Raw genomic sequence first — 18,468 nt, 5'->3', positions numbered from 1 at the left:
CGCCCGCGAACGAAAATCATCTCGAGCCGGACCTGCTACCTCGACTTGTACTTCTCTCGGTGTGGTCATCGATCTCTCTCGGACAACCCCGCCCATACGCCGTGACGTTCCTCGAACGTCATGCAATGGTCGTAACACGAGTCGATGACCGGACACGCCGTGCAGATCAGCTTGGCGGCGCGTTCGCGCTCGGACTGTTCGCGACTGCTCTCGTTTCCGTCGCCGTAGAACAGATACCCGAAGCCGCGACAGTGTGCGTCTGCCTGCCATACCCACTGTTCGACCAGTGGCACCAGCACTTTCCGATTCCCGCTGTTCATTGCTTTCGACCCAGTCTTCTTTCACTGCGCACGATGGGCCCCGAGGCGTCCTGCCTCGGGGCCGATCGATCAGTCCGTGGTGATGACTTTCCCTCGAGTTTCGGGAACCAGAAGGCACCCGAGCATTCCCACGACCGCTCCGATGACTCCGAACCCCATTGCACGATGGATGTTTCCGTCGGCCAGCATGATCGCGAACAGCGGAAACAGTCCCGACCCGATACCGCGTGCCACGTAGTACGTGGCACCCGAACCGAGGGCTCGGTAGCGCGTGGGGTAGAACTCCGATATCCAGGTGCCGATCACACCGAATCCCGCATAGCCGATGGCACAGCCGGCCAGAGCTGCTGTGGCGGCGGTCCACACACTGCCCGTACCGGCAGGCATCTCGGTGTCCGACCCGATCGACAGAAACAGCCCGAATCCGACCACACCTACTGCACAGGACCAGAATGTGGATCCGCGGCGACCGATCCTGTCCGACAACGCTCCGAACGTGATGTACGAAGCGATGCCGAGCACAGTTCCGATCGAAAGCACGATCGTCGCCCAGCCCAACGACAACCCGGCGTATTCGCGCAGGTAGGTGGGACCGAACGTGATGTAGCAATAGCTGGCGGCGAAAATTCCGGTGGTGGCAAGGGTCAGGAACAGTCCACCGACGATCGTTCGACGCTTGTCGGCCGCGCTCGTCAGCTGCTGCGCTTCGGTAGGTTCCACGGCGACCAACGGCGGTGCGTCCTTGGCTGCGCGCCACACCTTGGATTCCGGCAGCATCCGGAAAGCGAACAGCCCCACTGCGACGCTCATGGCTCCGATGATGACGAAGCCGGTACGCCAACCGGATTCCGATCCAAGCGTAGTGATGGTGCCGAACAGAATTGCCTGAGTGATAAGAGTTCCGCAGATGAACATCCCCTGCAGAACACTCCCCATCAGTCCTCGGTTTCGCGTCTTCCACGTCTCGGTGAACATCGCGAAGATGACGCCAAAGGCACCGCCCATCGCCACACCTGCCAATACGCGGGTCAGGGTGAAGAGCTCGAAGCTGTCGAGGAAAGCACCGACGATCGCCAGCACGCCGTAGATGGCGGTGAACGCGACGTAGGTCGGCCGACGGCCCCAACGATCGGCGGTCCAGCCGAACAGGAAGCCGCCGGCAATCGACGCGATGCTCTGAGCCGTGATGACGCCGACCACAGCCTGAGTCGATACCGCGAACGAATCGGCGAGATCCCTCAACGGGTAGCTCAACAGGTTCAGTTCCATGCTCTCGATGAGGGCACCGGTGATGGCGAAGCCGAGAACTATCTTTCGTTCCTTCGGCGTGTACGCGTTCTCGGCGTTGAGCCGGCTCTCCCCCACTGCGCTGGTCGACTTCACAGTGCTCCGACCTTCCCTGCGCGAGCCCTGACCTTGTTGGTCATCGACCCGATTCCCGTGATGCTGCTGGTGATGACATCGCCGTCGGTGAGGAACCGCTGAGGCGTCATACCCAGGCCGACACCCGCGGGTGTCCCGGTGAAGATCAGATCGCCGGGGTAGAGGGTGACCTCCGACGATATGTACTCGATCAACTCCGGAATCGAGAAGACCAGGTCCCCGGACGTTCCGTCCTGGACGAGTTCATCGCCGATCCAACACTTCAACGACAGCCGATCGAGGTCCTCGAACTCGTCGGGAGTCACCAGCACCGGCCCGATCGGCGCGTAGTTTCGAAACGACTTGCCGAAGCTGTACTGCGGAGTGCTTCCCTGCAGCTGGACCTCTCTGTCCGAGATATCCTGCCCCACAGTCAACCCCGCGATGCAACTCCATGCGTCGTCCTTCGAGACCCTGGCTGCTTCCCGTCCGATGACCACCACCAATTCGACCTCCCAATCGACGGAGTCGCCCGACAATTCAACGTCGGCGTCCGGTCCGGCGATCGCCGACGGGAACTTGGTGAACAACAGCGGGACCGTCGGCAGCGGTGATCCTGCCTCGCGGGCATGGTCGACGTAGTTGAGCCCTACCCCGATCACCTGCCGTGGTCGGGGGCTCACCGGACCCACGTCGGCAGTGCCCGAAGACGCGGCCGGGTGATCGGGGTTCACCGCCGCGGCCCACGCTGTGAACTCCTCCCAGCGCTCGAAGATGTCTTCGATACGGTGGCCGAACCTCTCACCGCTGAGCCGAGCAACGTCGATCTCGGCCCCACCGTGCAGCAAGGTGAGCCGACCCGCATGATTGGCGATACGCATTGTCGAATCCTGTTCTGAGACTGTCGTTGGGCAACACTATGATTGGGACGATTGGTCGCTGACGAGTCGGTACGTGGACCAGCGCGCGTGTGCACCGATCCTGTCGACCGCCGCCGATACCGAACCTGTCGGGGACACCGCCAGCGATCCGTACTGCTCGATGACCACGAACACGGACGGTCGCTCGTCGGCCGCGGCGGCGCTGCCGGCCGCTTTTCCCTCCGCGGTGCCGTCTTTCGCCGACGCGGCGACCGCGTCCGTTTCGTAGACCGCGACTCCCTCGGCCAGACCGCTCTCGATCGTCGCCCTCGCGATGTCCTCCACCGCCTCGACGAGGGACCCGTTCATGCCCACCCCACCGGTGATCCGGCCCAACAGAATTCGGCCGGTTCGGCCCAGCCCTCCGCGGAAGCGTCGAGTTCCCACCGTTCTCTCGTTCTGGCGGAACAGCGCTACCGCATTTTTCGTGCGCGGTGTCGGTGAATCCAAGGCGGCGAGATACTCCGGGCTCGTCAGTACCTCGACCGAGTCCGTCTCGTAGATGGAGAAGTACTCGACTCGGGCAGCCCCTCTGTCGGGATCCTCGACGAATCGACGGGCGTTGCGGAAACCGGTGACAGCGAGCCTTTCCGGGAAGTGCTCACGTGAGTACCAGTCGTCGAATTCCGGAACATCGTCGCGGTCGACGGCAATTACGTTCATCAATGCGCCGGTCATCAGAACAGACCCTGCCGCTGTTGAAATTTGGTGGGCTTGCCCAACGTCTCGCCATCGCGGCCGACCCACGCTGCGACAGCGTCGATCATGAAGGACAAAGTAGTGGAGGGATATCCGAACTCCTTCTGCAGTGCCGTTCCATCCATCACGTACGAGGTACCCGTCTCGGTCCCCACGAATCTCGGTTCTTTGCCCAGGATTTCGCCGAATCGGTGCGCAAGCCATCGAATGGACACGATCTCCGGCCCGGTGATGTTCAGCCTCCGTGGCGGCGAGCTGGCAAGCGTCAGCGATCGAATCGCGTAGTCCGCGACATCGCGTTGCCAGATGACGCTGGCATGGCCCATCTCGAGTGGGATCTCGGATCCATCCTGAACTGCCTGCGCAATCTCCTGGAGCACTCCGTACCGGGTCTCGATCGAGTATCCGAGCCGGAAGATCAGCAAGGGCGTCCCGAACTGGAGGGAGTGGTACTCGAACACGCGCTCGCGTCCGACGCAGGAGGCCGCGTATTCACCGATGGGGTCGACCGGATCGTCTTCGCGCGAACCGCCCGTGGCGACATCCGCCAGCGGGTACGTCACCAGGGTGGAGAACGCAACGATTCTGCTGTCGCGATACTTGGTGGCGACCCGACCCGGCAGATACGCATTCATCGCCCATGTGAACGACTCGTTGCCTGTCGTGCCGAACTTGTTGCCTGCCATGAAGATTACGTTCGCGGCCTCGGGTAGGGCCTGTAGCTGGTCGTCGTCGGTCAGATTCGCGGCAACGCACTCGACGCCGTTGCGCTCGAGATACGCACGGGTACGCACGTCCGAGAACCGAGCGACGCCGAAGATCCGCTTGTCGGTACCCGCTGCCTCCGCGGCGCGCTTGGCCATCACCGCCACGCTCGGGCCGACCTTGCCACCCACGCCCAGCACTGCAATGTCACCCTCGATGGTCCGCATTGCGTCGATCAGTTCCTGCGACGGTGTTGCGAGCGCCTCTTCGATGGCGTCGACTCCGTCGAACTCGGTGTCCTGTTGCCGGGTTTCTTGCGTGATGCTCACGTGTTGTCCTCTCGTTGTGACCTGTGACATACATCGTGACCCACAATCAACCCACGCAACACCGGTCATATCGCTACCCGAAGAGCCGAAAGTGTGTGGGTTTCCCACAGTAGGGTGATGGAATGCGGAGTTACCACCGATCGATCGACGAACTGGTCGACGAGGCAGTCGGGCTCATCTGGAACACGTACCGCGGTTATACGAACGACGTGCTCAGCCGGAGCGAACTCGACTATTTCGTCCGTCGCAACATCGAGGTGGTGCTGGACTGCGTAGGACGCGGTGTCACGCCGTCCGGCGAGGAACTGGGCCATGCACGCGAACTGGGTATCTCGCGGGCGCAAGAGGGTGTACCGCTCGAGTCGGTTATTCAAGCGTTTCGCTCGACCGAGCGAGTACTGCTGCTGCATGTACTCCGTAGCCAGGACAGCGCGACGGGGACGACACCGACCGAACTCGCCCTCTCCTGCTTCGACGCGCTCACCAATTCGATGATCGACGCCTACCGTGAGGCCTCGTCCGTGATCGACGCAGTGACGCGCCGAGCCGAGGACGAACTGGCGACAGCACTGACGAACGGCTGGGACGTGGACACTCAGGAGCTGAACCGGTGGACCAGCGTGCTCGGGGTCGATCCGAACGCCGCGCACGTGTGCGCGATACTCACGATGGCCGACAGTGCAGATCCTCTTGCCGGCCAACGACTTCGACGTCAGGTGAGCAGTGCGCTGACCACCGCACGCCTCGGCCCCTCGATATTCGGGGAAGCAGACGGCAGCCTGATCGTCTTCGTACCGCTTCCCGACGGGCCGTCCTCGCTCGGAGCGCTCGACACCGTGCTGACAACATTGCTGAGGCATACCGCCGACTGTCTGGCGGTATCCGTGGGCGAAAGCACGTCCTCCTTGAGAACCGTCCATCGGTCCTTCACACAGGCGAGTGCGGTTCGCAACGCTTCCAACCCCGACCTGACGTCGAGAACCCTGGTGCACTACGCCGACGTACTGCTCGACATCCTCATCAACAGCGATGTGGAAGCACGAGAAAAGTTCGAGATCGACCGCGTCGGACCCATCCGTGACGCGGCGCACCTGATGGACACGATCACCGCTCTGGCCGAATCCAACATGTCGCAATCCGCCACCGCCAAAAGGCTTTACGTACACGTCAACACCGTGTCTGCACGGTCGAAACGAATACAGGAACTGACCGGTCGAAATCCGCTGGTCTTCAACGAACTGGTCGAGTTGTATCTCGCGTCGCGCGTGGTGGTACGAACCCGCACTTCCTGACGAACAGCCGAGTTGCGCATCTCCGGCACGGACCGCGGGACCAGTGTGGCCCGGCCTCCAATATGCTCGGTCGGTGAGAACTCGGATGATGGAGTCGAATCTTCGACATGCGCCGCTTGCGGGCGTGGCCCCGAATACCCTCTATCGCATCATGGCGCTCCGGGTCGCGGTGTTCGTCCACGAGCAGAAGATCGTCGACGAGGCGGAACTCGATGGCGCGGACCTACTTCCGACGACGGAGTTGTTCTGGATCCAGGACGACCACGGCGAGGTGTTGGCCACTCTTCGCGTCCTCGTCGACGACACGGTTCACATCGGACGGGTCGCGACCGCAGCTCATGCGCGCGGTAGCGGCTACGCAGGCGAACTCGTCGATGCCGCACTGACGGCCTACCCCGGGGTAGTCGAAATCTCCGCGCAAGCGCACCTCGAGAAATGGTACGAGCGCTTCGGATTCGTTCGAGTGGGAGAGCAGTACCTGGAAGCGGGAATCCCGCACGTGAAGATGCTCACCCGGGATGCAGACCCCCGATAGATCACGCGGACGACTACGGCTGCGCAGGGCGGCCCAGTCGGTAGCCCTGCAGCAAGTCCGCCCCGATCGACATGGCCGCCGCGAGGTCCTCGTCGGTCTCCACACCCTCGAACACGCATCGGGCGCTGGTCTTGCGCGCGAACTCGAGCACCAGTTCCGCCAAAGCCAGCTTCGCCCGATTCGCCCTCATCTCGTGGACGACGAAGGCATCGAGTTTGACGATCTCGGGTTCGAGCAGGACGAGATGCCGCATTCCCGCGTACCCCGATCCCAGATCGTCGACCGCCACGGCCACCCCGCCGCGTCGAAGCTCGGCCAGGACGGACACCACCGCGTCCTCGTCGACGAGGGCGGCATGCTCGGTGATCTCGACAACCAATGGCCGACGTCGCCCGACATCGAGCAGTACGTCGACCAGAGCCGAGTCGACCAATAGCGTTGCAGCGCTGAGATTCACCGCAACGAAAGGCCCACTCGGCAGACGAACGGATTCCTCCAGTGCTCTGACCGCCGCCGACCTGTCGAGCGCAGGACCCAAGCCACAGTGCGCAGCATCGGCAAACCATGCTTCGGTGTCACCGCCGCCGGCCGGAAAACGAGAAAGAGCCTCGTATCCCTCGATCGCACCGTCATCGGCTCGAACGATCGGCTGAAAGACGATCTGCGGACCACCGCACGCAATCACGGCCTCCACCCGACGCCTCGCACGCAACAGTGTCGAATGCAGCGGCGTCGAGGCACCTCTAGTCGACGACACGGGTCGTCGAATACATCGGAGAAAGCAGTTCGGCCGCGACCTCGATCAGTCGACGCTGCATGCTGCCAGAGGAAGATCGGCGAATCGGTCCATTAGGAACTGGGCAGCCTCGCCGCCGTAGCCGTCGATCAGCTGCGGTCCGAAGTGGTTGGGCAACACCGCACCCTGCAGGATCGGCGGCAACGAATTGGTTCGGAACTCCACCCGGGCACCGAGCGCACACCAGTCGTACGCCAGTTGCCTGGCCTGGCCGTACGGCACCGTGTCGTCATTTATTCCGCTGGTGATCATCACCGGAGCATTCGGCGTACTGCGGCCGATTCGTTGCTCGTCGAAGATCGCCCCGGCCTGCGGGATCCCACGCAGGTTCTCCAACATGGACTTTCCGTCCTTCGTCAGCGTCTCCGTGCGCAGGAACGGGTGCTCGAGAATCGTGTCGCCGATGCATTCCGTCGACAGCTCGTTCAGCACCGCCTTGCCCTGATCGGTGAGTCGCTCGTCGATGAGCGGGCGCAGACTCGGGTCACGTTCGACGAATCCGTTGAGGGCATAACCGATCACACCACCGATAAGTGTTCCGTCGACGGTCTTCAACACCTCGAGCAGATCGGCCGTCGGAGCCCCGGCCCACGTCCCCTTCAGATTCAGCTCCGGCGCGTACTCGCCGGCGAGTTCCGCGGCGGCCGCGGCAGCCCCACCGCCCTGCGAGTAACCCCAGATGCCGATCGGTGCATTCGCGTCGCCGCCCAATTCGACTGCAGCCCGAGCACCGTCGAGAACTGCGTGCGCCTCCTCCACCCTGTTCACGTACGTGTGTAGGCCAGGAGTCCCCAATCCGATGTAGTCGGTGACGAACACGTTCGCCCCCATCGACCCCCACAGAGTCGACGACAGCAGTTCCTGATTGAACGAGATCGACAGTGGTTGTGTCACAGCGTTGATGGAGGTGGGAAACGCTCTCGACGGGGCACATTGATCGCCCTGCCCGACGGTTCCCGGGGCGACGACGATCGTCGGTCGCGGGCCTGCTCCACGCCAGGGCACCTCGGTCTCGACGAACGTGCCCGACACTGCCACCGGCGTATCGTCCTGCGTACGCGAGGTGTACAACACCCGCTGCGCCTGGGCCGGATACGAGCCGTCGTTGCCCGGCAGTGCAGCGAACAACGACATCGGCTGGGTTCGATCGACGGATCCAGGGCTGTCGGTCGGCTGGGCAGGCGGGACGTAGAAGTCGTCGACGGGATCGGCGTGCGCGGCCGAGGCACCGAGTGCGGTCACCGAGGACGCGAGTACAGCGGTGACGACAACACCGATCATGCTGCGATACAGATGCATTGGGCTCTTTCTGCTGAGGGGTCAGACAATCGTGCCGAGGTCGCGGGCGACGATGTTGTCCAGCGCTCGTTCGGCCAGCGCCGCGATCGTCATGGACGGGTTGCAGGCCGCAGTGTTGCCCGGCATCAACGCACCGTCGAGAACGTACAGTCCGCGTTGACCGTGAACACGGCCGTCGAGGTCGCACACCGGGCCCATGTTCGCCCCGCCCAACGGATGCCAGGTGGAGGGGAACACCGCATTGGTATCGGTGAGGATGCTGCCCGAACCTGCGATGCGACGCACCGTCGGATCGATGGAACCGTCCTGAATAACGGAGTCGCCGTTCGCCGGCCAGTACAGCTGGGCTCGGTCACGCGTGGAATCGTAGGTGAAGTGGCCGCGACCGTCACTGACTCCGTAGCCGACGATCATCGTGCTGTGGGCATCGACGCCCAACGGCGGAATGGATGCCTGAATGACCGTGTGCGCGGTGCGCGGATCGTCCCAGTTCAAGCTGCCGAACACCACCGGACCACCCTGCGGCGTACCGAACTGCTGCTCGATACTCGACCACACGTAGATGCGATCGGCATTGGTACCCCAGCCCTGCCCGAGCTGGTCCGGTAGATCCGGGATGGCACCGGTGGCCCCGGCGCGGACCAGCAGCTTGGTGGTGTTCAGACTGCCTGCGGCCATGATCAGCGCACCGGTGGTGAGGATCTTGTTCTCCAACACCGTTCCGTCGGAATCGATTCGGTCGACATGGACAGTCCAGCGACCGTCGGTGGCACGCTCGACGTGCGTGACGTTGTGCTGCGTTGCCACGGTGGCCAGCCCGGTTGCCTCGGCAGCGGCGATGTAGGTGACGTCGACGGAATGCTTGCCGCCGTTGTTCACTCCGAATGCGCCCGCACCGTTGGTGTACGACGGCTTCATCACCCCGCGGGTTTCGTCGAGGGCGTAGTTCCAGTCGATCGGCATCGGAATCTTCGACACCGGCAGACCCGCCCGCCGCGCACTGTCCGCGAACACCCGTGCCGCTCGATAATTGGGCGTTGCGATCAACTCGTCAGGGGCCTGCGCGAGCTGCAGCATCCGCGCGACGCGGGGGTAGTGGACCGCGTTCAACGTGGCCCAGTCGAGGTCGATCGGAAAGTGAGTCTCGAAGACGGCCTGCGAGGGCTGCAGCGTCATTCCCTGGTAGATCAGCGACCCGCCGCCCACTCCGGCTGCACACAGAGCGGTCATGTTGTCGCCGGAGACTGCCTCGAGCAGGCCGACGTACGGATCGAACGGAACCGGTCTCCCGAACAGGTTCGGGCTGGAGCCGTACCAGAGCATCCGCTTGTCCGGCGCGGTCGCGTTGGGGAAGGTATCGGCATTCGGCCCTGTGGGCCAACGCCTTCCGCGTTCGAGCACCAGAACCGGGATGCCTGCCTCCGCCAAGCGCAGCGCCGCGACACCGCCCCCGAACCCCGATCCGATCACGACGACTCGATGGTCCTCACGGGTGAGCGGGACCTGAACCCTCGAACGCGGGGCGGCCTGCGCGGCACCGGTACCCGACGCCACGGCAGCAATCCCGGCCATCGCGGTCGCGCCCAGAAATGACCGGCGATTCAGTGTCGACACGTTCCCCCCAAGAGATTGCGGCGACGTACATCGAAACCCGAGTTACGTGTACGCGTCGTGCAAAACTAGACAGAAGGGGACTTGGGTGTCAAGTTTTCGACGCTAAGAAAAGGGCAGAACCGGGATCAACCATCGTTCGAGGTAGCGTCGCAACCCGTCGTCGTGGTGAATGGTTGGGTCGTCGAACAGAATCACCGACAGCCCCACCCGCACGATGACGCCGTCGATGCCGTGGAACAGCGCGGAATCGAAGCCCGGATTGCGCTCGATGTAACCGTCGAGAAACTGGCGTACCACCGGTTGTGCGCGATCCATCATGTCCGGGTCGAACAGTGGGTTCGCGTTGCCCGAGCGCAACAACGAGTTCAGAACCGGTTCGCGCCGAATGAGATTGCGCGCAGCGACCACGGTCTCGACGATGAACTCCGTCGGAGTTTCCGCCTGATCGGCCTTCTCCGTGATACCGCCCAGCACGTCCACGATCATTCCCACCATCGCCTCGGAGACCATGTCCTCGCGGGTGGTGAAGATCGAATAGACAGTCTGGCGCGTGACGCCCGCAGCGCGCGCCGCCGCAGCGATCGTGACACCCTCGAAGCCGGTCTCGGCGATCAACCCGAGGGTGGCATCGAGAATCTTCTGCTTGGACCGCACCGTCCGAGTATGACGGCAACCCGGCGTTGCGGCCGCATCCGATGACGAGCCGAAGACGATAAGCTCGATCCTGTTCATCGAATGGGGGTTCACACGTGAACGACGAGACGACGGCCGGGGCAACACTGCGCACGATCACCGGCACCACCAGCGGAGACCTCGAAGCAGTCGAATTCGACGGGCTGATCCACGCCCGGGGAATTCCCTATGCCACCGCCACGCGATTTCGTCGGCCCGAACCGATCGACACCCCGGATACGACGCGCGATGCCACCCGCCGCGGACCGGTCTGCATTCAACTGCCGTCCCGGATAGACAATGTCACCGGCCCCATGATCGACGGGCTCGAACAGAGCGAGAACTGCCTGGTGTTGTCGGTGACCGCTCCCGCTGCGGCGGAGGGACTTCCGGTCATGGTGTGGCTGCACGGCGGTGGCTACGTCTCCGGCGGCGGGGAGGCCGAGAAGTACGACGCCGACCATCTCGCTCGGGAGGGTGTCGTGGTCGTCAGCGTCACCTTCCGGCTCGGTGGGTTCGGTTACCTGACTCCGAAAGACTCGGGAGAGAGCAACATCGGTGTTCGAGATCAGATCGCAGCACTGCACTGGGTGTCGACCAACATCGTGCGATTCGGTGGTGACCCGCACAACGTGACTCTGTTCGGCCAGTCCGCAGGCGGCGATGCCGTCCTCACGCTCATGGCGTGCGAGTCGGCCGCAGGGCTGTTCTCGAGAGCAATAGTGCAGAGTGCGCCTCTCGGATTGCGGTCGGGACGTTCGGCTCTGTACGACACGGCACGAACGGCGTTCGCACGTCACTTTCGTACCGACCCGGCCACCGCTCCCGCGTCGGATGTGCTCGACGCAGAAAATGCCGTGACGCGAGCGGTGCGCAGGTTCGGTGCCGCAGGCGGAATGCCGTTCGGTCCGGTCGCTCACCTCGAACCACTGTCCGGCGACCCCGACGACGCCCTACGCCGAAGCGCCACCCGAGTCGAACTTCTGATCGGTCACACCAGGGACGACGCCGCCCCGTTCGTGGACATCGTGACGAACATGCTGTGGCTCAACAGGTTCGGCGTCGTGAGCTCGACGCTCACCGCGCCGGTGGTCCGTCTCGTCACCAGCATGCTGTTCGGCGTCGACGGGATGGTGAAGATGTGGCACCGCGCTGGCGGTCGGGTCGCCAGCTACCGGGTGGACTGGGCACCGAAAGGTGCGCCACTGGGGGCATGTCACTGCATGGAACTGCCACTGCTGTTCGGCGACGCGTGGTCGGACGCGCCGATGCTGGCCGGCCACACACCGCCGACGGCGTTGGCCGCCAGGGTCCGTCGCACGTGGGCCGCGTTCGCCCGAGAGGGAGTGGCCGGGCTGCCCGAGCGCGCGCTGGTGTTCTGACCGGCCACCTTCTCCGGCGTCAGAGCTGCACGTCGGCAAGCACACCGGCAACAACGAAACCTCCAGCGATGGCGCAGCCTGCCACGCGTGTCCTCTGCGGGAGGTACGCGGTCAGCGCGAATGCACCGGTGTCCCAGACATCGACAGCCACACCGGCTCGCAGCAAGGGACGCACCAGTTTCGGGGCGTACTTGGTAGCCGCATACAGCCCACCGCCGATGTAGATTTCTCGAATCCCGAAGGTGCGGGCGGCCGCTCGCGTGGTCGCCACTGCGGCGTCGGGGCCGGCGAGCAGTTCGTTGGCGCGGGTGGGAGCGATCATGTGGGCGACGCCGATGGCGGCGCGGCCGAGCCCGACGATTGCGGGCAGGCGTCGTACGAGTGTGGAGCCGATGGCCATGAATGCATTCCTCAATTCGTCGAGACAGCGCTGTCGCGTGCCAGCCGCCGGAGCAGACCGACCGGCTTCTTGATACCGAAGGCCACGATGGTGACCCGACCGTCGTCGTGATTCCACTGCAAGAGGGCCGACCCCTCGTCCACGGCCCCCTCGAGTACGGTCGGGTCACCCTGCAGCGGCAGGGGGCCGACAACCTTGATCGGCAACCCGAGGATCTCGGTCCAGAAGTAGTCGTCGGTGGGGGCGCAGGTCGGTTCCACGCCCAGCGCGGATGCCGCAGCCACTTTGCCCTGCGCAACGGCGTTGGACCAGAACGGAGCTCGGGCCGACGCGTCACGGAAGTAGGTGACGTCCCCGGCGGCGAACACGCCGGGAGCGGTGGTGGCACACTGCTCGTCGATGGCGACGCCCCGATCATCTGCGATCCCGGTTCCCTCCAACCACTCTGTCTCTGGAAGATCACCCGCGCAGGTGACCACGAGATCGGCTGTGCGCGTGCCGTCACCGAGTTCGATGCCGGTCACCGGATCCCCGGTCAGGCCAACCGGCCCGTCGGCAAGGACGAACTCGATCGACCATTCCTTCGCGCGCCGGGCGATCGCCTCGGACAGAAACGGCCCGAGGAGCCGCTGCAGCGGTGGATCGACATCGACGACGGTGACCTCGACACCGCGAGCGGCGCACGCGGTGGCAACTTCCAGACCGAGGAAGCCTGCCCCGACGACGACTGCTGTTCGAGCCTCGTCCAGCTTCGGACGCAGCGCCCGGACGTCGGCGAAGGTCCGCAACACGTTCTCGCCCGCTTGCTGCGGATCGGCTATCCGTCGGGCCGACGCCCCTGTCGCCACGATGAGGGCGTCATAGGGAACGTCGGTGCCATCGGCAGTTGTCACGGTGCGGCGATCGGTGTCGACCGATACAGCGCGATCGCCGATCGAGGTGATACCGAGATCGGACAGATCCCACGTCTCGGCCTCGGCCACATCACCTTTGAGGACGTGCTTCGACAACGGCGGCCTGGCGTAGTAGCCGTCGGGGTCCGCACCGATCATGGTGAGCGCGCCATCGTGACCCCGCGCGCGGAGCTCACGGGCCGCGGTGCAGCCTGCGATGGAGTCACCGACGATGACGATCCGACGTTCAGCGGTGCTCACTTGCTCTCTCGGAGGGCCGCTACCGGACAGACGCCGATCGCAGAACGTGCCCCGGAAGCAAGGTCGTCCGGAATGTCGTTGTCGTCGAAGGCATAATGAAGCTCGCCCTCGTCATCGAGGCTGAAGACCTTCGGAGCTTGATCGGCACAGATTCCATGACCTTCGCACCGATCCCAGTCGACGTCGATTCTCATTGCTGTGTCCCTTCTGTGGCCACCAATGTCAGCGGCAACTTTTCGTAGCGGTGAATGACGTTGTTGACGGCCCGTTTCGGCGTTCCCGACGGGACGAACCGTTCGACCCTTCGCGCCAGCACTCGGAGCATGGTCTGCGCTTCGAGGCGCGCGAGACCCTGACCCGCACACCCATGCGCTCCTGATCCGAATCCGAGTTGCCTTGCGGCGTCACGGGTGACGTCGAATGCGTCGGGGTTGTCCCACTCGCGTTCGTCCCGGTTCGCCGACGCGTAGACCACCAGCACACGTGCACCTTGCGGAATTCGCGATCCATCGATCTCGACGTCGCGCACTGCTCGGCGAGAGAAGGCCCTGATGGGTGATTCGTACCGGACGACCTCGTTGACGGCGTTGGGAATCAGATCCGGGTCCTGCCGAATGGCCTGCCACTGCTCGGGGTGGCGAGCAAACAGATCGAGTGCCCCGGAGATCGCTCCGATCGTCGTGTCGAGCGATGGGCCGAGGTAGTCGATCATCAGTGCCGGGCATGCGGACTTGCTGATCTTGTTCTCGTCGGCGGCTTTGAGCACGTCGTCGCCCATGCTCCCGGGGAGCACCGATCGCTGCCGCACCACCTTCCTCGAGAACGCGAGCATCTCGGTGGCCGCCTTCACGGCCGTGACGGAGTGACAATTGACGGGCCCGAGCGAGTCGAATGTTGCTCCAGCCCAACGGAGCAGCTCCTCACGACCGTCCTCGGGCCACCCGACGAGGTCGGGCACGACGGACATCGGCAGCGCGGTGGCGAGGTCGTCGACACCGTCGACGAACTTCTTGCTCAGGGCCGCATCGACAATGCCCTCCGCCTTCTCCTCCACCGCGGCCTTCATTTTTCGCACGGCCTTCGGGGTCAAGCGGTGCGCGAGAACCCCACGCTTGGTCGCGTGCTCGTCACCGTCGCTGTTGAGCGTCGTGCCGCGTCCGAGCCTGTTGGCAACCGGATTGAGTCCGACCCCGTCCCCGGAGATGAAGGTCTCGTCGTCGAGCAGGACCTTCTTGCAGTCGGCATAACGCGAGATGGCGAACACCTGCTGATTCGGCAGCCACACCACCGGTCCGAGCGCCCGGAGCCTCGCGTAGTGCGGGTACGGATCGAGGATCGCATCGGTGGAGTAGATGTCGGTGCGGTACTCCGGGATCGTTGCGTTCGTTGTCATGGGGTCCTTTGCCAGGAAGAGTATGTTCACGCTGCCCAAACGTGTCATTGACGATATCGTCACCCATGACACAGCCGCCCGTCAAGCTTTTTGACGAATTCGTCATGATTCGAACGCGATAGGCTACCCTCACGCACACCGCAGAGCAGGAGCAGACCGTGACCGAAGGCAACCGCGTCGAGCGCCGCAAGGCACGCACCAGAGCCGCGCTGGTCCGCGCAGCTCAAGGGCTTCTCGCCAGCGGAAACACCAACGCACCGGTCCTCGAGATCACACAGGCAGCCGACGTCAGCAACGGATCGTTCTACAACTACTTCGAGAGCAAGGAAGAGCTGTGGCAAGCGGCCATCGACTCCGCCCTCGAATCGGCAGGTGACTATCTCGACTCGCTCACCGTCGACCTGGACGATCCGGTCGAAAAGTTCACCCAGTCCTTTCGATTGTCCGGACGGCTCTTCCGCCTCGAACCGGAACTGAGTCGTGTCCTGCTCAACTCCGAGGCCGCGGCATTCGCCGCAGCCGGGGGCCTGGCCCCGCGTTCGCGTCGTGATATCGAATCAGCCGCCGCACAAGGACGATTCGATGTGGACGACGCGGATGTCGCACTTGCCATCGTGGCCGGTTCTCTGCTGTCGATGGGCCGACTGCTGCTCGCCCAACCCGAGCGCGACGAAGCGGCAACCGTGGACGGCACGACACAGCGCGTTCTACGGGCACTCGGAATCTCTGCAGACGAAGCCGAAATCCTCTGCAGCCGAGAACTTCCGACGTCGTACAGCGGCGGAGTTCACGCAGCGATCGACCCCTCGGGCCAGCCGATCACATAGCCGACCAGAGTCAGTCGTCCACGGCCCTGAGCGCGACGCTCAGCGCCTCTTGCGCCGATATGTCCGCGTCGATCGCACTGCGCAACTCGGCATCGTCGAGGTCGACCGACAACGGGACATCGGTGTCGGACTGTCCACGTAGATCGGCCAGTACGTGCTCCCGATCCTTTGCTCGCCGATAGTCGGCAAGGGCCTCGTCCTGCTTCTCTCGTGCGGTGGCCACGACGTCAGGCCCGATGGTGTCGCGCGGGGACGTGTGCAGGCATCTCGACAGGCACCGGTGCGGCTCCGCGTTCGACCTTACGATCACTACCTCGCGTGCTCATCTTCATGAAGTTCTGCAGTTCGTCGTGGATAGGTGTGTCGGTCATGAGACTCGACCTTCTCGACCTACGATGCGCAGGTCGGTTCGGTTTCGCTGAACCATTGTGTGCGCTGAACGAGCGGCGTGACACCGACCCTACGGCCTTTCCTCCCACTCGGTCCACGCTGCGCCGAACATCGTCGACCGGAACTTCGTTGCTATCGACGAGCGAGGGGCTCGGAGTCTACTGTCGGTCACACGTCGACTAGGTCGATCGCGAAGAAGCGGCAGTCGATGGCCGACCCTCCGTACACAGCGGACGGTAGCGGCGACTCGAACCTCGGCAAACCTTCCTACCGAGGACACATGCTGTTGGCCCGGCGCACGTGCGGCAGCGGCATTCGACGTACAGGATCGAGACCCCAGTGCTCACCTACAGCTTCAACCTCGATTACCGCGGCATCTGCCCGATCTGTGAGCAGATCACGTTGGGAGAGAACGTCATCGATTCGCAGGCGGTCGGACCGACCAACAGCCGCATCTATGCCTCCTGTGACGCCTGCGGATGGGAAGGGCCCGGCTGACAGCTCAGCCGATCACCGGCTTGCGGTCCTTCGTCAATTCGTCGAGTTCTGCCTGCATCGCCGAGTGCACGCGGTGCGCGAAATCCTCTGCGGACTCGTCGGGCTCGGGACGCATCGGCGCCAGAACCGACGTCTGAAGCTTCGTCGGTAGAGGTAGATACGGAAGCAACCCGACCACCCCCACATTCACGCCCCAGGGAATGGATACCGACAGCGGCAGCGTCTTGACCCGAAATGCCGTCTTGTCCAATCGGAGCGCCTTGGCGATACGACGTCCACTGCTGAGGACGAGGAGTGACTCACCCGCGCCCGCGGTCACGACCGGAACTATCGGCACCCCGGCTTCCATTGCGAGACGCGCGTAACCACTGCGTCCGCCGAAGACGATTTCGTTTCGGTGCCGCCACGACTTCAGCGCATCGAGGTCACCGCCCGGGAAGACCAGGACATTGTGCCCCTCTTCGAATGCGTCGAGAGCGTTCTCTCGCGCGGCCGGCCGCGCGCCGAAGGGCTCGAGCAACTTTCCTGCACGCAGTGTCCACGCGATCTGGTGCGTCAACGCGATCACTTCCCTGGACAGGCCCAGATCGTCGTACGCTGCCGCGAACGCGAACACGTTCAGATCGATCACGCCCCCGAACCCGTGATTACACACGAACAACACCGGCTCATCGGGAACCGGTTGCGCGACGGACACTTCGAGGCGGTTGTAGAGACGGACCGCATTGATCCCCATGGCCCGAATCGCGCGAGGTACTTTGTGCATGCGCGCACTCTAGCGGGCGCCCACGCATTTCCGGGTTGGATCCATCGGAGTTCGGACCAGCCGGCGGCGACGAAGTGGCCCGCGAGCTCACGACGCCGGAGAGCGAAGCACCGGAGCCTGGATCGAGTACTGCATCCGACGACACCCTCGACGAGAAAGTAGCGAAGTGACCGATTCCGAAATCCAACGATGGCAAGACATGAAGTGGAACAACCACACTCGTGACTTAGACGTGGACGGATCGCGTATCCACCTCGTCGACCTGAATCCGACCGCAGACGAGGTGGTGATCTTTCTGCACGGCATTTCGGCTAGCTGGCGCTGGTTCATCGAGATCCTGCCCGAGGTCGCGCGGTCGCGTCGAGCCATCGGCATCGACCTCCCAGGCTTCGGTGGCTCGCAATTCTCACGAGGGCACAGCAGCTTCGCCGCACTCGCCGACTCTGTCGCCGCAGCGTGCGCGAGCCTCGGTATCACGCGCGCAACGTTCGTCGGACACTCCATGGGTTCGATCGTGGCGACGCGGCTGGCGGCGGATCACCCCGGGCTGGTCGAGCGGCTCGTCGTCACCGGCGGACCGATCCTCTCGCTCACCGGCCTCACACGACGTCCGATCAGCACCATCCGTGATCAACCACGCGCGGTGGCGACCCTGTTGGCAGAGTTGGTCACGATCGGCCTCCCCATGCCGAACTGGTTGGCGCACAGGGCCGCACGATCACCCCTGCTCCTCAAGGCCGCCCTCGGACCGTTCGTGAACCGGACCGACCGACTCGACCCCGAGCTCATGGACCAGGTGATGTCCACACTGGGCGCACCCGGATCGTTCCCGGCGCTGCTGTCCACCGCATCCGCCGACCCGAGTGCCGGTCTGGACCGCATCACCTGCCCGACGCGGATCATCCGCGGACCGGGTGATCCCCTGTCGCCACCCACCGACGTTCAGCGGTTCCTCGACGCCGTTCCGACCGCCACCGCAGTCGAGATCGAGGGCACCGGACATTGGCCGCACATCGAGAAACCGACCGAGTTCCTGGCCGAACTGACTGCCTTCCTGGACATTCCGGCACAGCAGCGCTGACCGCTTCGTCGAGCACGACCGATGGTGCACTGCC

At 63.9% G+C, this 18,468-nt stretch carries 22 protein-coding genes; 6 read left to right on the top strand and 16 right to left on the bottom strand.

All coding sequences use genetic code 11. The features are described from left to right. Window positions 1-65: 65 nt before the first annotated feature. The 5 genes from CH276_RS04370 to CH276_RS04350 form a co-directional block, all read right to left on the bottom strand. Entirely contained in the window at window positions 66-320 is a 255-nt protein-coding gene (locus tag CH276_RS04370) for a WhiB family transcriptional regulator (RefSeq protein ID WP_094630485.1), read from the bottom strand. 69 nt (window positions 321-389) lie between these two features. Next, window positions 390-1,703 (bottom strand): MFS transporter, encoded by a 1,314-nt coding sequence (locus tag CH276_RS04365; RefSeq protein ID WP_094630486.1) that lies wholly within the window; start codon window positions 1,701-1,703, stop codon window positions 390-392. After that, window positions 1,700-2,563 carry a fumarylacetoacetate hydrolase family protein gene (locus CH276_RS04360; RefSeq protein WP_094630487.1) on the bottom strand — a complete coding sequence of 288 codons (864 nt, stop codon included), beginning with the start codon at window positions 2,561-2,563 and terminating at the stop codon, window positions 1,700-1,702. The genes CH276_RS04365 and CH276_RS04360 overlap by 4 nt, the downstream gene beginning before the upstream one ends. Before the next feature lie 36 nt (window positions 2,564-2,599). Then, on the bottom strand, window positions 2,600-3,280 hold the full coding sequence (locus CH276_RS04355) for a DUF4286 family protein (protein ID WP_094630488.1): 681 nt from the start codon (window positions 3,278-3,280) through the stop codon (window positions 2,600-2,602). Then, window positions 3,280-4,335 (bottom strand): NAD-dependent epimerase/dehydratase family protein, encoded by a 1,056-nt coding sequence (locus tag CH276_RS04350; RefSeq protein WP_217901387.1) that lies wholly within the window; start codon window positions 4,333-4,335, stop codon window positions 3,280-3,282. Before CH276_RS04350 ends, CH276_RS04355 begins: the two co-directional genes overlap by 1 nt. Before the next feature lie 122 nt (window positions 4,336-4,457). Between CH276_RS04350 and CH276_RS04345 the strand changes: the two genes are divergently transcribed. Both CH276_RS04345 and CH276_RS04340 read left to right on the top strand, forming a co-directional pair. Further along, window positions 4,458-5,627, top strand: a complete 1,170-nt coding sequence (locus CH276_RS04345) for a PucR family transcriptional regulator (RefSeq protein WP_094630489.1) — start codon at window positions 4,458-4,460, stop codon at window positions 5,625-5,627. 88 nt (window positions 5,628-5,715) lie between these two features. After that, entirely contained in the window at window positions 5,716-6,162 is a 447-nt protein-coding gene (locus tag CH276_RS04340) for a GNAT family N-acetyltransferase (RefSeq protein WP_094630664.1), read from the top strand. A gap of 13 nt (window positions 6,163-6,175) precedes the next feature. On the opposite strand, the gene CH276_RS04335 is transcribed toward CH276_RS04340, so the two are convergent. The 4 genes from CH276_RS04335 to CH276_RS04320 all read right to left on the bottom strand — a co-directional run bounded on the left by CH276_RS04335 (window position 6,176) and on the right by CH276_RS04320 (window position 10,525). Next, window positions 6,176-6,919: an EAL domain-containing protein gene (locus tag CH276_RS04335; protein ID WP_176459100.1), complete on the bottom strand. Its 744-nt coding sequence runs from the start codon at window positions 6,917-6,919 to the stop codon at window positions 6,176-6,178. Between the two features lie 45 nt (window positions 6,920-6,964). After that, window positions 6,965-8,257: a lipase family protein gene (locus CH276_RS04330; RefSeq protein WP_254924197.1), complete on the bottom strand. Its 1,293-nt coding sequence runs from the start codon at window positions 8,255-8,257 to the stop codon at window positions 6,965-6,967. Window positions 8,258-8,278: 21 nt separating this feature from the next. Further along, a complete protein-coding gene (locus tag CH276_RS04325) occupies window positions 8,279-9,871 on the bottom strand; it encodes a GMC oxidoreductase (protein ID WP_094630491.1) in 1,593 nt (530 codons plus the stop codon). Window positions 9,872-9,973: 102 nt separating this feature from the next. Then, window positions 9,974-10,525, bottom strand: coding sequence for a TetR/AcrR family transcriptional regulator (locus CH276_RS04320; RefSeq protein ID WP_254924198.1), 552 nt, complete (start codon window positions 10,523-10,525; stop codon window positions 9,974-9,976). A gap of 95 nt (window positions 10,526-10,620) precedes the next feature. Here CH276_RS04320 and CH276_RS04315 point away from each other — a divergent pair, with 95 nt between their 5' ends. Next, complete coding sequence (locus CH276_RS04315) at window positions 10,621-11,925, top strand: carboxylesterase family protein (RefSeq protein ID WP_254924199.1); 1,305 nt, start codon at window positions 10,621-10,623, stop codon at window positions 11,923-11,925. Window positions 11,926-11,944: 19 nt separating this feature from the next. Here CH276_RS04315 and CH276_RS04310 read toward each other — a convergent pair whose 3' ends face one another. Genes CH276_RS04310 through CH276_RS04295 form a run of 4 tightly spaced genes read right to left on the bottom strand, consistent with a single transcriptional unit; the run spans window position 11,945 to window position 14,872 of the window. Next, a complete protein-coding gene (locus CH276_RS04310) occupies window positions 11,945-12,325 on the bottom strand; it encodes a hypothetical protein (protein WP_094630493.1) in 381 nt (126 codons plus the stop codon). Window positions 12,326-12,336: 11 nt separating this feature from the next. Then, entirely contained in the window at window positions 12,337-13,479 is a 1,143-nt protein-coding gene (locus CH276_RS04305) for an NAD(P)/FAD-dependent oxidoreductase (protein ID WP_094630494.1), read from the bottom strand. Next, window positions 13,476-13,673 carry a ferredoxin gene (locus CH276_RS04300; protein WP_032405340.1) on the bottom strand — a complete coding sequence of 66 codons (198 nt, stop codon included), beginning with the start codon at window positions 13,671-13,673 and terminating at the stop codon, window positions 13,476-13,478. The genes CH276_RS04305 and CH276_RS04300 overlap by 4 nt, the downstream gene beginning before the upstream one ends. Further along, window positions 13,670-14,872, bottom strand: a complete 1,203-nt coding sequence (locus tag CH276_RS04295; RefSeq protein WP_094630667.1) for a cytochrome P450 — start codon at window positions 14,870-14,872, stop codon at window positions 13,670-13,672. Before CH276_RS04295 ends, CH276_RS04300 begins: the two co-directional genes overlap by 4 nt. A 158-nt stretch (window positions 14,873-15,030) precedes the next feature. Between CH276_RS04295 and CH276_RS04290 the strand changes: the two genes are divergently transcribed. Continuing rightward, window positions 15,031-15,699, top strand: a complete 669-nt coding sequence (locus CH276_RS04290; RefSeq protein WP_094630495.1) for a TetR/AcrR family transcriptional regulator — start codon at window positions 15,031-15,033, stop codon at window positions 15,697-15,699. 10 nt (window positions 15,700-15,709) lie between these two features. On the opposite strand, the gene CH276_RS04285 is transcribed toward CH276_RS04290, so the two are convergent. Further along, window positions 15,710-15,922 (bottom strand): hypothetical protein, encoded by a 213-nt coding sequence (locus CH276_RS04285; RefSeq protein ID WP_032405338.1) that lies wholly within the window; start codon window positions 15,920-15,922, stop codon window positions 15,710-15,712. A 4-nt stretch (window positions 15,923-15,926) separates the two neighbouring features. Continuing rightward, a complete protein-coding gene (locus CH276_RS28375; RefSeq protein ID WP_176459099.1) occupies window positions 15,927-16,070 on the bottom strand; it encodes a hypothetical protein in 144 nt (47 codons plus the stop codon). A gap of 358 nt (window positions 16,071-16,428) precedes the next feature. On the opposite strand from CH276_RS28375, the gene CH276_RS28370 reads away from it, so the two are divergent. Further along, a complete protein-coding gene (locus tag CH276_RS28370; protein WP_176459098.1) occupies window positions 16,429-16,587 on the top strand; it encodes a hypothetical protein in 159 nt (52 codons plus the stop codon). A gap of 4 nt (window positions 16,588-16,591) precedes the next feature. On the opposite strand, the gene CH276_RS04280 is transcribed toward CH276_RS28370, so the two are convergent. Next, on the bottom strand, window positions 16,592-17,353 hold the full coding sequence (locus CH276_RS04280) for a lysophospholipid acyltransferase family protein (protein WP_094630496.1): 762 nt from the start codon (window positions 17,351-17,353) through the stop codon (window positions 16,592-16,594). A 166-nt stretch (window positions 17,354-17,519) separates the two neighbouring features. Here CH276_RS04280 and CH276_RS04275 point away from each other — a divergent pair, with 166 nt between their 5' ends. Then, window positions 17,520-18,434 (top strand): alpha/beta fold hydrolase, encoded by a 915-nt coding sequence (locus tag CH276_RS04275; protein ID WP_094630497.1) that lies wholly within the window; start codon window positions 17,520-17,522, stop codon window positions 18,432-18,434. Window positions 18,435-18,468 lie beyond the last annotated feature (34 nt).

Source organism: Rhodococcus sp. 06-470-2 (genome assembly GCF_002258235.1).
Classification (GTDB): domain Bacteria; phylum Actinomycetota; class Actinomycetes; order Mycobacteriales; family Mycobacteriaceae; genus Rhodococcoides.
This window is presented reverse-complemented; position numbering and strand designations above follow the sequence as displayed.